Source organism: Gammaproteobacteria bacterium, assembly GCA_013003425.1.
GTDB lineage: Bacteria > Pseudomonadota > Gammaproteobacteria > Steroidobacterales > JABDKV01 > JABDJB01.
Genome location: JABDJB010000087.1, coordinates 1 through 14,579, shown reverse-complemented (window position 1 = coordinate 14,579; position 14,579 = coordinate 1). Strand labels below are relative to the sequence as shown.

General features: G+C 59.7%; 13 protein-coding genes and 5 tRNA genes. 15 read left to right on the top strand and 3 right to left on the bottom strand.

Annotation, left to right across the window (positions count from 1 at the left end; genetic code table 11):
• From HKN06_12160 to HKN06_12145, 4 genes are all read left to right on the top strand, one after another.
• Complete coding sequence (locus HKN06_12160) at nt 1-507, top strand: GTP-binding protein (GenBank protein ID NNF62062.1); 507 nt, start codon at nt 1-3, stop codon at nt 505-507.
• Between the two features lies 1 nt (nt 508).
• The gene (locus HKN06_12155; GenBank protein ID NNF62061.1) at nt 509-2,020 is read left to right on the top strand and encodes a response regulator; all 1,512 of its coding nucleotides are present in this window, start codon (nt 509-511) and stop codon (nt 2,018-2,020) included.
• A complete protein-coding gene (locus tag HKN06_12150; protein NNF62060.1) occupies nt 2,017-2,628 on the top strand; it encodes a tRNA-(ms[2]io[6]A)-hydroxylase in 612 nt (203 codons plus the stop codon). Before HKN06_12155 ends, HKN06_12150 begins: the two co-directional genes overlap by 4 nt.
• Before the next feature lie 107 nt (nt 2,629-2,735).
• Nucleotides 2,736-3,461, top strand: a complete 726-nt coding sequence (locus tag HKN06_12145; GenBank protein NNF62059.1) for a hypothetical protein — start codon at nt 2,736-2,738, stop codon at nt 3,459-3,461.
• Here HKN06_12145 and HKN06_12140 read toward each other — a convergent pair.
• Nucleotides 3,452-4,180 (bottom strand): UDP-2,3-diacylglucosamine diphosphatase, encoded by a 729-nt coding sequence (locus HKN06_12140; protein ID NNF62058.1) that lies wholly within the window; start codon nt 4,178-4,180, stop codon nt 3,452-3,454. The two genes, HKN06_12145 and HKN06_12140, sit on opposite strands and share 10 nt — an antisense overlap.
• Nucleotides 4,177-4,770 carry a peptidyl-prolyl cis-trans isomerase gene (locus HKN06_12135; protein ID NNF62057.1) on the bottom strand — a complete coding sequence of 198 codons (594 nt, stop codon included), beginning with the start codon at nt 4,768-4,770 and terminating at the stop codon, nt 4,177-4,179. Before HKN06_12135 ends, HKN06_12140 begins: the two co-directional genes overlap by 4 nt.
• Nucleotides 4,771-4,860: 90 nt before the next feature.
• Here HKN06_12135 and HKN06_12130 point away from each other — a divergent pair, with 90 nt between their 5' ends.
• Nucleotides 4,861-6,306, top strand: coding sequence for a glutamate--tRNA ligase (locus HKN06_12130; GenBank protein ID NNF62056.1), 1,446 nt, complete (start codon nt 4,861-4,863; stop codon nt 6,304-6,306).
• 16 nt (nt 6,307-6,322) lie between these two features.
• Nucleotides 6,323-7,708: a cysteine--tRNA ligase gene (locus HKN06_12125; protein ID NNF62055.1), complete on the top strand. Its 1,386-nt coding sequence runs from the start codon at nt 6,323-6,325 to the stop codon at nt 7,706-7,708.
• Between the two features lie 27 nt (nt 7,709-7,735).
• On the opposite strand, the gene folD is transcribed toward HKN06_12125, so the two are convergent.
• On the bottom strand, nt 7,736-8,593 hold the full coding sequence (folD, locus tag HKN06_12120; GenBank protein NNF62054.1) for a bifunctional methylenetetrahydrofolate dehydrogenase/methenyltetrahydrofolate cyclohydrolase FolD: 858 nt from the start codon (nt 8,591-8,593) through the stop codon (nt 7,736-7,738).
• A 119-nt stretch (nt 8,594-8,712) separates the two neighbouring features.
• Here folD and HKN06_12115 point away from each other — a divergent pair.
• The 9 genes from HKN06_12115 to lon form a co-directional block, all read left to right on the top strand.
• Nucleotides 8,713-8,789: transfer RNA gene (locus HKN06_12115), tRNA-Pro, on the top strand.
• A gap of 32 nt (nt 8,790-8,821) precedes the next feature.
• A tRNA-Arg gene (locus HKN06_12110) sits at nt 8,822-8,898 on the top strand.
• Between the two features lie 29 nt (nt 8,899-8,927).
• Nucleotides 8,928-9,003 (top strand) — tRNA-His (locus HKN06_12105).
• 19 nt (nt 9,004-9,022) lie between these two features.
• A tRNA-Lys gene (locus HKN06_12100) sits at nt 9,023-9,099 on the top strand.
• 46 nt (nt 9,100-9,145) lie between these two features.
• Nucleotides 9,146-9,230 (top strand) — tRNA-Leu (locus tag HKN06_12095).
• 36 nt (nt 9,231-9,266) lie between these two features.
• Complete coding sequence (locus HKN06_12090; GenBank protein NNF62053.1) at nt 9,267-10,556, top strand: trigger factor; 1,290 nt, start codon at nt 9,267-9,269, stop codon at nt 10,554-10,556.
• 12 nt (nt 10,557-10,568) lie between these two features.
• Nucleotides 10,569-11,213, top strand: coding sequence for an ATP-dependent Clp endopeptidase proteolytic subunit ClpP (gene clpP, locus HKN06_12085; GenBank protein NNF62052.1), 645 nt, complete (start codon nt 10,569-10,571; stop codon nt 11,211-11,213).
• A gap of 137 nt (nt 11,214-11,350) precedes the next feature.
• Entirely contained in the window at nt 11,351-12,655 is a 1,305-nt protein-coding gene (gene clpX / locus HKN06_12080; GenBank protein NNF62051.1) for an ATP-dependent Clp protease ATP-binding subunit ClpX, read from the top strand.
• A gap of 153 nt (nt 12,656-12,808) precedes the next feature.
• Nucleotides 12,809-14,579, top strand: a 1,771-nt coding sequence (gene lon / locus HKN06_12075; GenBank protein NNF62050.1) for an endopeptidase La, incomplete at its 3' end; no start/stop codon positions are given.

Below are 14,579 nucleotides of genomic sequence, written 5' to 3'. Positions count from 1 at the left end.
ATGACGCAGCAAACCCGCAAGGTCTGCATTATTGGTGATTTTGCTGTCGGCAAGACCAGCACGGTCGCGCGCTTTGTGCACAATGTTTTTTCCGATAAGTACCTGACGACAGTCGGCGTGAAAATCGATACGCGTAAACTCAGTATCGACGATCAGGAGATCAAGCTGATCATCTGGGATATTGCCGGCACCGATCGCTTTTCGGCCGTTGAATTTTCCTACCTGCGTGGTGCCAGTGGCTACCTCGTGGTAATTGACGGCACGCGGGGCCATACCGCCGATGTTGCCGAGCGTCTGGTCGACGAAGCACGCGAACGCTACGGCGATGTCCCCAAGGTGTTTCTCGTCAACAAATCCGACCTGCAGGAAGAATGGGAAATTTCCGACGAGCGCCTGGCCGGGCTGCGCAAAGACGGCAAGCCGGTGTTCATCACCAGTGCAAAAAACGGCGCCAATGTAGATGAGGCAATACATGAGCTGGCGCGGCAGCTGGTGACGTCGGAATGAAATGCTGCCGGGTGAAGTAAGCGCCTACCTCGAGCGGCTGGAACAGGACCAGATTCCGCCGCTGATGTTGCAGCTGGATGCGACGCTCAAGCTGCTGGAGGTGCGTGGTGAACCGTCCCGGATGGGACTGCCGCCGCTGGTGGCCGGTGCGGATGTCAGTGATGTCCTGCCGATGCTCAGTGGCCTGGAATCTGCTCCTGACTCGTTCCTCGGGTGTGTTGACCCGGGCACCGGGCATGCGGTTAACGTACGTCTGTTCCGCAGCGGCGATGACCAGCTCTACGCGGTCCTCACCAGCGCCGAAGCGCAGCGCCGGCAAATCGAGCAGTTGCAACAGCGGGCCAATGAAACTCGCCTGCTAAACCAGCAGCAGCAAAAACTGCTCGACCAGTTGATCGCAACCCGTACCGAGCTGGACCTGCGCCGGCGCGAAGCTGAGGAAGCGGTTCGGGTAAAGGCTCAGTTTCTCGCCAGCATCTCCCACGAATTTCGCACCCCGCTGACGTCGGTAATTGGTTATGCCGAATGGCTGGCCAGCGCCATGGGTGAAGACGATCCGGCGCGGCGCCAGGCGCGAGCGATTATCAGCGCCGGTCGTCACATGGTGACGCTGGTAGACAACATACTGGAACAGGCACGTATCGAAAATGCCGAAGCCACGGTGCACGAGGACACTGTCGACCTGCGCCAGCTGGCCGAAGACCTGTCAGCGATAATGGCGCCGCTGGCAGCCGACAAAGAGTTGGCTTTTGCCGCGTTTGTCGATCCGCCCGACGTGCAGCCAGTGGTGCTCGATGAAATGCGCGTGCGCCAGATACTGATCAACCTGCTGGGAAACGCCGTCAAGTTCACCGAAGAAGGCTTCGTGTACCTGACGCTGGCATGGCAGGACGGCCAGCTGCATGCCGAAGTGTCCGACAGTGGCCCTGGCATTGCCGAGGCTGACCGGGCGCGCATCTTCACCGCGTTTGAGCGGCTCGAGGGTGCGCACAAGCGGGCAGGTGCCGGGCTTGGGCTGCACATCACGCTTGAACTGGTCAAGCTGCTGGGTGGTTCGCTCGGGCTCGATTCGCAGCCGGGAGAGGGCAGCCGCTTCCTCATACGCTTGCCGGCACCGGTTGCTGCCGCGCCCGAACCCGACGCTGCAGGCGGCGGTGGTGGCCGGCTGCTGGTTGCCGAAGACGATCCGGATATCGTGCAGCTGATGCAGTTGTTCCTCGAACGCGCCGGGTACGAGCTCGAATTTGTCGGCAACGGGCGTGACGCCGTCACGCGGATCGCGGCCGGCAGCATCGACCTGGCAATTCTCGACCTGAACATGCCGATACTCGACGGGCTGAGCGCCATAAAACAGATTCGCGACGGCGGCTACAGCGGTCCGGCCATAGCCCTGACCGGGGCAACTCTCGACGAGGACCGGATCCGGGCGATTGAGGCCGGCTTCGACGGATTTGTTGCCAAACCGGTCCGTATGCCGGAACTGATCGGCCTGCTGCGAGACCTGATCAAATGAACGTCCCGGCGCCGGTCGCGCAGTTCCTGCGGGCTCCGACGCCAGCTGCGTGGGTCGACGCGGCCCGGCAGCGTGTCCCGGAGCTGCTCCTCGATCATGCGAACTGTGAAAAGAAAGCTGCGGCAACGGCGCTAAGCCTGATGTTTCGCTATCCCGAGCAGACAGGCATGGCGGCGCGGATGTCACGTCTTGCGCGCGAAGAGCTGCGGCACTTTGAGCAGGTGAGCAAGCTGTTGCAACAGCGAGAGGTGGCGGTGCGCAGGGTACCGGCATCTGGCTATGCCGGCAGCCTGCGGGCGGCGATACGTTCCGATGAGCCGGGCCGGCTGGTCGATACGCTGATCGTTTGCGCACTGATTGAGGCGCGCAGTTGCGAACGATTCGCGCTGCTGGTGCCGGTGCTGCCGGACGATGTCGCTGCGCTGTACAGCGGTTTGTTGCACTCCGAACAGCGTCACTTTGAGGTCTATCTCGGGCTGGCGCGGCAGCTGCAGTCGCAGCTGGACGAGCGTATTGACCGGCTGGCGCAGCTGGAGGCGAGCCTGGTTGGGCGTCGCGACCCGGTGTTTGCATTCCACAGCGGTGTGCCGGCTGCCACGACTGAGTGATTTTGCACTGGCGCCTGAGGGTTTTCCCCACTGCCTGGCTGACGCCCGGGATTTAACCTTAAGCCACCTGGATTACAGGTTTTGCAACTCCACTGGATGGCACGACGATGATCAGGAATCTGGCGTTAGCAACACTCGCAAGCATGGCACTGTTGCCGGCGGTTTTTGCCGCAAGCACTACAACGTGCAGCGGTAGCACCTGCACGGTATCGAACGACAATTCGGATTTCACCGTTACCTACAACAGGGATGAAGTCGGGCTGTTTGGAACACCCGGCGCCGAGTCCCCGGTAATGCTGAGTAACAATACGATTTTCTTTGTACCCGACGCATTCCTGGCGCGATCGCTGAACGGAGACAATCCCCCGAACGTATCGGAGACGCTGAACCTGACGCTTACCGCCACGACGCTGAATTTCTCATTCGACAGTTTTTTCCTGCAGGAGACCGGCGACTATATCCTCGACGGCCCGGGTGCCGAGGTTTCGGCTAGTGGCGAAATGCGGGTGCGTGATGTGGAAAATCCGATTGTCGAATTTCAGGACTCTTTCTTTTTCTCCGATAGCGGTGACCTGGGCAGTCAGCCGCAGAACTGGTCTGGGTCGACCACCATCGATGCTACCGACGGCTGGTTTGGCACAGAAAACCAGGTACATCTGACGCTGCAGAACATACTGACCGCCGACACGATGGCAATGTTTGAGGAAGCCTTTATCCAGAAGAAATTCTCGGGTATTGAAATCAGCGTCAATCCCGTGCCGATACCGGCAGCCGGGTGGCTGATGGGCTCGGCGTTGCTCGGATTGTTCGGGCTGCGGCGCCGTCAGGCCTGACGCGGTAAAGATTCCAGGCGCGGACCGGCGGCGTCCCATTCCAGCACGCTGCCCTGGTCGTACCAGTCGCCCAACACCATTCTGACTGCGGGCTGCTTGTCCAGCTCGAACCGATGCACGTCCGGCCGGTGTGTATGCCCATGCAGCAGATGGTGGACGCCGTGCCGGCGCAGCGCTTCGGCAACCGCATTCTGGTTAACGTCCATTATGAAATCTGCCGCCGTGGCGTTACGGGCCTGGCTGTGTTCGCGCGCCTGAACCGCCAGCGCCAGGCGCTGCTGCAGCGGCAATTGCAGAAAGTTTTCCTGCCATGCGGCATCGCGAACGGTGGCCCGGAAAGCCTGGTACTCGACGTCGTCAGTGCAAAGGCTGTCACCATGCATGATCAGCACCTTCGTGCCTGACACATCCAGCACCACCTCTTCGTCCAGCAGCTCGACGCCAGCAGCGGCAGCGAACTGCTCTCCGACCAGAAAGTCACGGTTTCCATGCATGAAGAAACAATCGACGCCGGCCCGTTTCAGGGCGGTCAGTTCCGTCGCCAGTCGCTCACGCTCGGGCTGTGGATCATCGTCGCCGACCCACGATTCGAACAAGTCGCCCAGGATGTAAAGGGCATCGGCATTGGATGCGCGCTGCCGCAGGAAGCGGATGAACTGGTCACCGATCTCGGGGCTACCTGCGTCGAGGTGGAGGTCTGAAACGAACAGGACGCTCATTCAGCAGCGGCGGGCTTGTCCGTAACCAGTCGGGCTGAAATGATCTTGACCATTTTTTGCGGGAAGTCGCCGCGGAACGGGCCCGATGCGCCGGTAGGAATGGCTGCAATACTGTCGAGGGTTTCCATTCCCGCAATAACCTCGCCGAAAACGCAGTAACCCCAGCGTGATGGATTGGGGTCCAGACGCTGGTTGTCGCCGAGATTGATATAAAACTGTGCCTTGCCGGAATGCGGATGCCCCATGCGCGCCAGCGCGATAGTACCGCGCACATTGCTCAGGCCGTTGCCGGATTCATTCGGTATGGGCTGGCGGGTTTTTCTCTCTTGCAGGCCTTCATCGTAACCGCCGGCCTGTGCGACAAAACCGGGTATGACACGGTGAAACACGGTGCCGTCGTAGTGCCCGTCGATGACATACTGTACAAAGTTACTGACAGTGACCGGTGCCCGCCGACCATCGAGTTCGAGCGTGAAGTCACCTTCGGTGGTCTTTACCTCGACCTGCGGGAATAGTGGCAGATTGTTTTCCGCCGCGTTCGACACGCTGGCCAAAAGGCCAGTCAGCACCAGTGTTACGATAGTTTTCATCGACCCTCCATTGCGGGAATCATAAAGCTTTGGCGGGCGGCTATAAAGTAACTCTTTGAGTTGGCCGCCGTTTTGGCTACTCTGTCACGAATGGTCAACGCTGTACGCACAAGATTTGCGCCGAGCCCGACCGGCTACCTGCACTTAGGCAATGTCCGTACGGCGTTGTTCAATTATCTGCTGGCGGCCGGGCAGGGCGGTGATTTCGTTATTCGCTGCGAAGATACCGATCGCGACCGCAGCCGCGAGGATTACCTGGCCGCGGCGCTTGAAGACCTGGAATGGCTAGGGCTGGACTGGCTGGCCGGTCCGGGTCGTGATGACGGACGTGGCCCGTATCGCCAGTCGCGGCGCGCGACCGTTTACGACGAATACTTTGCGCAGCTCGAGGCAGATGGCCGCGCTTACCCGTGTTTCTGCACCCAGGCAGAGCTGGCTGTTGCCCGCAAGACTCAGCTGGCGGCTGGCCGCGCACCGCGCTACCCGGGCACCTGTCGCGAATTGTCCGCGGCCGGGCAGCGTCAGCGCCTGCTCGACGGGGCGCGGCCGACCTTGCGCTTTCGTGTCGATGCCGGCGCGCCGGTGACGTTCGACGACCTGGTGCGGGGCGAACAGTCAATGGCACGCGGCGACATCGGCGATTTCATCATCCGCCGCTCGGACGGTACGCCATCGTTCTTTTTTTCCAACGCGGTTGATGATGCGCTGATGGGTATCACCGACGTGCTGCGTGGTGAAGATCACCTGACCAACACGCCGCGTCAGCTGCTGTTGCTGGATGCGCTGGGCCTGCCGGCACCGCGTTACGGGCATATTGCGCTGGTGATTGCGGCAGACGGTACACCGTTGTCAAAGCGCCACGGCAGCATAGGGGTCCGCGACATGGCCGAGCAGGGATATTTTGCCGATGCGCTGTGTAATCACCTTGCCAGGCTTGGCCACAAGTTCGACAGCGATGACTTCATGCGCCTCGAAGAGCTGGCAGCGGGGTTTGCCACGCCGCGCCTCGGAAGGGCGCCGGCCAAACATGACCCGGTGCAGCTGATGCACTGGCAGCGCGAAGCATTGCATCGACGCGACGACGCCGAGCTGCTGCAGTGGATGGGCTCAGCGCGGACCCGGGACGGGCGTGATGTTGGCGAACGGCTCGGCAGCGACGCGGTGGAGTTTGTCAGGCTGATTCGCGGTAACGTCGAGATGCCTGCTGATGCGGCCCACTGGGCTGAATTACTGCTTGATGATCCGCCGCGCTTCGACGATAGCGCCCGTGCTGTGCTCGCCGTTGTGCAGCGGGAGTTCATCGATGCCGCGCTGGCGCAGCTCGATGATGCCGCGGATTTCCGCAGCTGGAGCAAAGCGACCGGTAAAGCCACCGGTGCCAGCGGCAAAACATTATTCATGCCGCTGCGGGCCGCGCTGACCGGTGATACTCACGGGCCGGAGCTCAACCGGGTGTTTGATTATCTCGGCAAGGAAGGGCTGCAGGCCAGGCTGCAGGCCGCGGCGCAGTATTGCGAAACCGGCGACGTCGCCTGAGGTAACATTCGCCGTCATGCTGCAGATCTACAACAGCCTCACGCGGGCAAAAGAAAGCTTCACGCCGCTGGTCGAGGGGCAGATTCGCATCTACGTGTGCGGCATTACGGTATACGACTACCTGCACCTTGGTCATGCCCGCATGATGGTGGTATTCGACGTCATTACCCGGCACCTGCGCGCACTCGGCTATGACCTGCAGTACGTACGTAACATCACCGATATCGATGACAAGATCATCAACCGCGCCAATGAGAACGGCGAGGACTACCGGCAGCTCACCGCACGTTTTATTGATGCCATGCACGAAGACTGTGCCGCACTCAATGTGCTGCCGCCGGACGAGGAGCCACGCGCCACCGAGCACATCGACGAGATAGTCGCCATGATCAGCAGCCTGGTAGCGGGTGGCTATGCCTATGCTGCTGACAATGGAGACGTTTACTACGCGGTAGAGAAATATGCGCCCTATGGCAGGTTGTCGGACCAGGATCCGGCTGAGCTGCGTTCCGGCGCCCGTATCGATGTCGACGAAGCCAAGCGCGACCCGCTCGACTTTGTATTGTGGAAATCAGCCAAGCCGGGTGAGCCGGCGTGGGACTCACCCTGGGGGGCTGGCCGGCCGGGCTGGCACATCGAATGCTCGGCCATGTCGACAGCGCTGCTGGGTAACCACTTCGATATCCACGGTGGCGGCATGGATCTCAAATTCCCCCATCATGAGAACGAGATCGCACAATCCTGCGCCGCGACCGGCGAGAACTTTGTAAACCTCTGGATGCACAATGGCTTTGTCCAGGTCGACGACGAAAAAATGTCGAAGTCGCTGGGCAACTTTTTTACAGTGCGCGATATCCTGGAGCACTTTCATCCGGAAGAAGTGCGTAACTTTATTCTCTCGGGCCATTATCGCAGTCCGATAAACTACTCCGACAAGGAGCTGACCGCCTCGCGTGCAGCACTGCAGCGTTTGTACACTGCCCTGCGCGGTCAGCCGGACACGTCGCCACCTCAGGACGAGCCGTACACCACGCGGTTTGTCACGGCGATGAACGACGATTTCAATACTCCGGAAGCCCTGGCTGTCCTGTTCGACCTGGCTCGTGCAGTCAACAGGGCGCGTGACGACGGCGATGAGCCGCGTTCGGCGGCGCTGGCAGCATTGCTGAAAAAGCTGGGCGACCGGCTTGGCCTGTTACAGGCGGATCCTGAGGCCTATCTGCAATCGGGTGCCGGAGGCAGTGACCTGAGTGATGAGCAGATTGAGCAGGCTATCGCCGCACGCCGGCGTGCACGTGATGAGAAACAGTTTGCCGATGCCGATCGCATTCGTGACGAGCTGGCTGCTGCGGGTATCGTGCTCGAAGACAGCGCCGCCGGCACCACCTGGCGCCGTGAATAGCATAGGGGTCAAGTCTTCCCAATTCCCCTATGCCTGGTCGCGCATCTCGGCGGCGTGAAGGGTGTTTTCCAGCAGCATGGCAACGGTCATTGGGCCGACACCGCCTGGTACCGGGGTGATCCAGCCGGCGCGTTCGGCAGCGCTGGTGAACACCACATCGCCGACCAGCTTGCCGTCGTCGAGCCGGTTGATGCCGACATCAATGACTATGGCGCCCGGTTTGATCCATTCGCCGGGGATCAGGTGCGGTTTGCCGGCGGCGACAATAAGAATATCGGCGCGCTCGACTTCGGACTGCAGGTCTTTTGTGAAACGGTGGCACACTGTGACGGTCGCGCCGGCAATCAGCAACTCGAGTGCGGTGGGTCGGCCAACAATATTCGACGCGCCGATCATTACTGTCTTGCCTTGTTTGTACGGCGCCGCGACTTCATCCAGCAGCCGCATCACACCGCGTGCCGTGCACGGACGCAAACCTGGCCTGCGCTGAGCCAGCAGCCCTACATTGCACGGATGAAAACCGTCGACATCCTTAGCCGGCGAAATAGCCTCGATGATCAGGTCATCATCGATGTGCATCGGTAGTGGCAGCTGTACCAGGATGCCGTCGATGGCCTCGTCCTGGTTGAGTTCGTCGATTAGCGCCAGCAGTGCGCCCTGGTCGGTTTCTTCATCGAGATTGTAAGAGCGCGATTCAAAGCCGGCTTCTTCGCAGGCGCGTATCTTGTTGCGCACATAGATTTTTGAGGCGTGATCGTCGCCCAGCAGCACCACCGCCAGCCCCGGGCGCCGGGCGCCGCTGGCCACCCGCTGCTCGACCTCGCTATGCAGCGACTGCCTGATCCGTGCCGCAATGGCCTTACCATCGATTATTCGGGCGCTCATAGGGACAGTTTACTCAATTGCCGGCCGGGCAACTCCATTCCGGGTACAAAAAGGCGCCGACCCGCAGTATGATGCGCCAACCTGCAGGGGCACCCGATGCGTGCCCGGAGCGGGCACGACGGGGCATAGCGCAGCCTGGTAGCGCGTCTGCTTTGGGAGCAGAAGGTCGGGGGTTCAAATCCCTCTGCCCCGACCAGGTTTTTCCGGCCTTAGCAGGCACCGGGCATGGCGCCCGTAGCTCAACCGGATAGAGCATCGGCCTTCTAAGCCGAGGGTTGCAGGTTCGAGTCCTGCCGGGCGCGCCAAAACCCGGAAGGGCAGTTAGATTTTTATGGTGGGCGTAGCTCAGTTGGTAGAGCCCCGGGTTGTGATCCCGGTGGTCGTGGGTTCGAGTCCCATCGTCCACCCCAGTTTTTTGCGGGAGAGAGCGGGCCGTTAGCTCAATCAGGTAGAGCAGTGGACTCTTAATCCATTGGTTGGGGGTTCGATTCCCTCACGGCCCACCACCGCGTTCAAACGTCTGGCAGTTTGGCCGTTATAATTCCCGCCGGCGCGAAAGTGGCGGAATTGGTAGACGCGCTGGATTTAGGATCCAGTGGGGCAACCCGTGAGAGTTCGAGTCTCTCCTTTCGCACCATAGTCCTTACGAGTAATGAACCAGGAAAAAACGCAAATGCAGGTGGCAGTAGAAAGCCTGGGTGGGTTGCAGCGCCGGATGACGGTGCAGGTCCCCGCCGAGCAGATACAAATTGAAATCGACAAGCGGCTGCGCCGTGTCGGCAAGACAGCAAAGATAAAGGGCTTTCGTCCCGGCAAAGTGCCATTCAACGTGGTGCGCCAGCGCTATGGCAACGATATACGCCGCGAGGTGCTGGAAGAAACCCTGCGCTCGAGTTATGCCGAGGCAGTGAGCCAGGAAAAGCTCGAGCCGGCAGGCGGTCCGAAAATCGAGACCTCCGGGCTGGAGCAGGACGACGGCCTGCAGTACACCGCCACCTTCGAGGTTTATCCGGAAATCATCCTGAAAAAAGTCGAGGGTCTCAAGGTCGAACGCAAAGTCGCGGAAATCGGCGATAGCGACATCGACCAGGTGTTGGAAAACCTGCGGATGCAGCGTGCGCACTATCATGCTGCAGAGCGTGCTGCCGCTGAAGACGACAAGGTGACAGTGGATTTCTCGGCCACCATCGACGGCGAGCCATTCGAAGGCGGCGAGGGCGAAGGTGCCGAGGTAATCGTCGGCAGCGGCCAGATGCCGGAGTTCGAGCAGGCAGTTAGCGGGGCAGTTGCCGGCGGGCAGGTAAAGGCTGCTATCGAATTTCCCGCGACTCATCATGTCGAAGCGCTGGCCGGCAAGACGGCGCAGTTCGACATTACCGTCAAGGAAGTGGGCGAGCGCCACCTTCCGGAAGTTGACGAGGATTTTTGCAAGTCCTTCGGGGTCGAGGGCGGCGTTGAGTCGTTACGTGACGGCATCCGTGACAACATCACGCGCGAACGGGACGAAAAAGTGCGCGGATTGCTGCGCGCGCAACTGCTGGAGGAGCTGGTCAAGCATAATCCGGTCGAGTTACCGCAGGCGCTTATCGACCAGGAAGTCGACTATCTGCGTGGCGATGCGGCACGACGCATGGGAATAGACGACCCGGACCAGATGCCGCCTGCCGATCAGTTTGTCGAGGCCGGGCGGCGTCGTGTTGCCCTCGGCCTGCTGGTAGCAAAAGTAGTAGAAACGGCCGAACTGCAGGCCGACCAGGCGTCGATTGACGCCAGGCTGCAGGCAATGGCCAGACAGCTTGGTGACCCTGAGCAGATCATGCGTGCCTACCGGAATGATCCGCGGCTGATGGGGCAGATCGAGATGGCGGTGCTGGAAGAAAAAGCCATCGACTGGTTGCTCGAGCGTGCCAAAACAAAGGATCGCAAGACCACTTTTCAGGAACTGATGCAGATTGAAGGCTAAGCGAGGAACAATATGAGCACAGACAACGGAGCATTAAGCCCGCAGGCACTGAATCTCGTGCCGATGGTAATCGAGCAGACCGCCCGTGGTGAGCGCTCGTACGACATTTATTCGCGGCTGCTCAAAGAGCGCGTGATTTTTGTAGTGGGGCAGGTCGAAGACCACATGGCAAACCTGGTCGTGGCGCAGTTACTGTTCCTCGAATCAGAAAACCCCGAAAAAGACATACACATTTACATTAACTCGCCGGGTGGTGTAGTAACGGCCGGACTGTCAATCTACGACACGATGCAGTTCATCCAGTGTGATACGTCCACGATCTGTCTCGGCCAGGCGGCCAGCATGGGTGCTGTGTTACTTGCCGGTGGCACAACGGGCAAGCGCTACTGCCTGCCGCATTCGCGCATGATGATTCACCAGCCCATGGGCGGCTTCCAGGGCCAGGCCTCGGACATGGAGATCCACGCCCGCGAGGTACTGCAGATACGTGAGCGGCTGAACAAGATCCTGTCGCACCACACCGGCCAGACCACTGACACCATCCAGAAGGACACCGATCGTGACCGCTTCATGGATGGAGAAGAAGCGAAGGATTACGGTCTAATCGATTCAGTGCTGAAAAGCAGGGCCGAAATCGTCGCTGAGCCGGAAAAATAATCTTATATTTTTCAATCAGTTAAATCTGATACCATCCACTTTGGCAGAGCAGTTCCTTTGCCTGACGTGCGGAAGGTGCTATATCATGCGGACGATTCGTGGTTTTGCGCTGAGTCATTGAATTCAGAGGGAAATACATGCCTGACGACACACGAAAAGGGGACGACGGCAAGCTGCTCTATTGCTCATTTTGCGGCAAGAGTCAGCATGAAGTACGCAAGCTGATTGCCGGACCCTCGGTGTTCGTCTGCGACGAGTGCGTCGAGTTGTGCAATGACATAATTCGCGAGGAGCTTGACGACCGTACTGACAGCGCGCGCGATACGCTGCCCACGCCGCGAGAGATTGACGGCGTGCTCAATGAGTATGTCATTGGCCAGCTCCGTGCCAAGCGAGTGTTGTCAGTTGCCGTGTACAACCACTACAAGCGGCTGGACAACCGCGCCGGCGAGGGACGTGCTGACGAGATAGAGCTGTCAAAGAGCAACATCCTGCTGATCGGTCCCACTGGCTGCGGCAAGACACTGCTGGCCGAGACGCTGGCGCGTCTGCTCAACGTTCCTTTCACTATAGCCGATGCGACCACGCTGACCGAAGCGGGTTATGTCGGTGAAGATGTCGAGAACATCATCCAGAAGCTGCTGCAGAAATGCGACTACGATGTGGAAAAGGCGCAGACCGGAATCGTCTACATCGATGAAATCGACAAGATTTCACGCAAGTCCGATAACCCGTCGATTACCCGCGACGTATCGGGCGAGGGCGTGCAGCAGGCATTGCTCAAGCTTATAGAAGGTACCGTTGCCTCGGTGCCGCCGCAGGGTGGGCGCAAGCATCCGCAGCAGGAGTTCCTGCAGGTGGATACCTCCAATATTCTGTTTATCTGTGGCGGCGCATTCGCCGGCCTGGAAAAGATCATTCTCAATCGCTCCACCAAGAGCGGTATAGGCTTTGTCGCCGATCTCAAGGCGACCGATGAAGAGACGCGTGTTGGTGAGTTGCTCGCCGACGTCGAGCCGGAGGACCTGATTCGTTACGGGCTGATTCCCGAGTTCGTCGGCCGGCTGCCGGTAGTGGCCACGCTGGAAGAGCTGGACGAAGATGCTCTCGTGACGATACTTGTCGAGCCGAAGAATGCGTTAACCAAACAGTACAGGAAGTTGTTTGATATGGAGGGCGTGGAACTGGAATTTCGCGAGGACGCCCTGCGTGCGGTGGCTGCCAAAGCCATGGAGCGCAAGACCGGTGCCCGCGGCCTGCGGACCATCCTGGAAAATGTCCTGCTCGATACGATGTACGAGCTGCCGACGCTCGAAGGTGCCACCAAGGTGGTTATTGACGAGTCGGTCGTAAACGGCGAGACCCAGCCTTACATCATGTACGAGTCGGACGAGGCGTCGATGGTGGCCGGGGAGCGTGCGCGGCCCAGCTCGGCCGGCTGACGGGTCCGGGCAGGGCTTGATATCGCTGCCGCCAGCCCCCATACCTCTCCAATCGACTATTCTTTTAAATAAGCCCGACGCGCCGCAGGCGCCCGCGAGGTAAATCGAGTGTCAGAAGAACTGAAGCAAGTGCCGCCGCTGCCGGAGACCGCAATGCCGGTTTTGCCGCTGCGCGACGTCGTGGTGTTTCCGCACATGGTCATTCCGCTGTTTGTCGGCCGCGAGAAGTCAATCGAGGCTCTCGACGAGGCGATGAACATCGGTAAACAGATTGTTCTGGTGGCGCAGACTCAGGCCGACGTCGACGATCCGGGCATCGACGACGTTTATCGGGTTGGCACTATTGCCAACATCCTGCAGCTGCTGAAGCTTCCGGACGGTACGGTCAAGGTGCTGGTCGAGGGCCGCGAGCGGGCAACCCTCGATGACCTGCATATTGACCGCTACTTCGCTTCGAAAGTGACACCACTGCCGGAAGCGGAAGATTTTGACGAACGCGAAATCGAGGTGCTGTCGCGCTCGGTGGTCTCGCAGTTCGAGCAATACGTCAAGCTCAACAAGAAGGTCCCGCCGGAAATCCTGACATCGCTTGCCGGCATCGATGAGCCGGGCAGGCTGGCCGACACGATCGCGGCGCATATGTCACTCAAACTCGATCTCAAGCAGAAAGTGCTGGAGATTCGCCGTGTGCATGAGCGTCTCGAGCACGTGATGAACCTGATCGAAGGTGAAATCGACGTACTGCAGATCGAAAAGCGCATCCGTGGCCGCGTAAAGCAGCAAATGGAAAAAAGCCAGCGCGAGTACTATCTCAACGAGCAAATGAAGGCTATCCAGAAAGAGCTGGGCGACATGGAAGACGCGCCCAACGAACTGGCCGAGCTCGAGACAAAAATAGACAAGGCCGGCATGAGCAAGGAAGCGAAGGAGAAGGCCACCTCCGAGCTGAACAAACTCAAGCTGATGTCGCCAATGTCGGCCGAAGCGACCGTCGTGCGTAACTACATCGACTGGCTGCTGAAAGCGCCGTGGAAAAAGCGCTCGAAAGTATTGCGTGACCTGGAAAAGGCCGAGGTCATTCTCGATGAAGATCATTACGGCCTGGAGAAGGTCAAGGAACGAATTCTCGAGTACCTTGCGGTGCAGCAGCGGGTCAAGAAACTGCGCGGACCGATCCTGTGCCTCGTAGGGCCGCCGGGCGTGGGCAAGACCTCACTCGGCCAGAGTATTGCCCGGGCAACCAATCGGGCTTTTGTGCGCATGTCGCTGGGCGGTGTGCGTGACGAGGCCGAGATTCGCGGCCACCGGCGCACCTATATCGGTTCGCTGCCGGGCAAGATCGTGCAAAACCTGGCCAAGGTGAAGTCGCGTAACCCGTTGTTTTTGCTTGATGAAATCGACAAGATGTCGATGGATTTCCGCGGCGACCCGTCGTCCGCCCTGCTGGAGGTGCTGGACCCGGAGCAGAACAATACTTTCGCCGATCATTATCTGGAGGTCGATTTCGATCTCTCCGACGTCATGTTCGTTGCGACCGCCAACAGTCTCAACATCCCGCCGCCGTTGCTCGACAGGATGGAAGTCATCCGCCTGCCGGGCTACACGGAGGACGAGAAGGTCAACATCGCCAAACGCTATCTCGTTCCCAAACAGCTCGAGAACAACGGCGTGAAGGACGACGAGCTGCAAGTCTCCAGCAGTGCACTGCGCGACATCGTGCGGTACTACACGCGCGAGTCGGGCGTGCGGAATCTGGAACGCGAGATCGCGAAAATTGCCCGCAAGGTCGTCAAGGAACTCCTGCTGAAACCGCGCGACACGCAAGTACACATCGTGCCGCGCAGCCTCGGCAAGTATCTCGGCGTGCGGCGTTTCCGCTACGGACGTGCCGAGGAGAACGACCAGATCGGGCAGGTGACCGGTC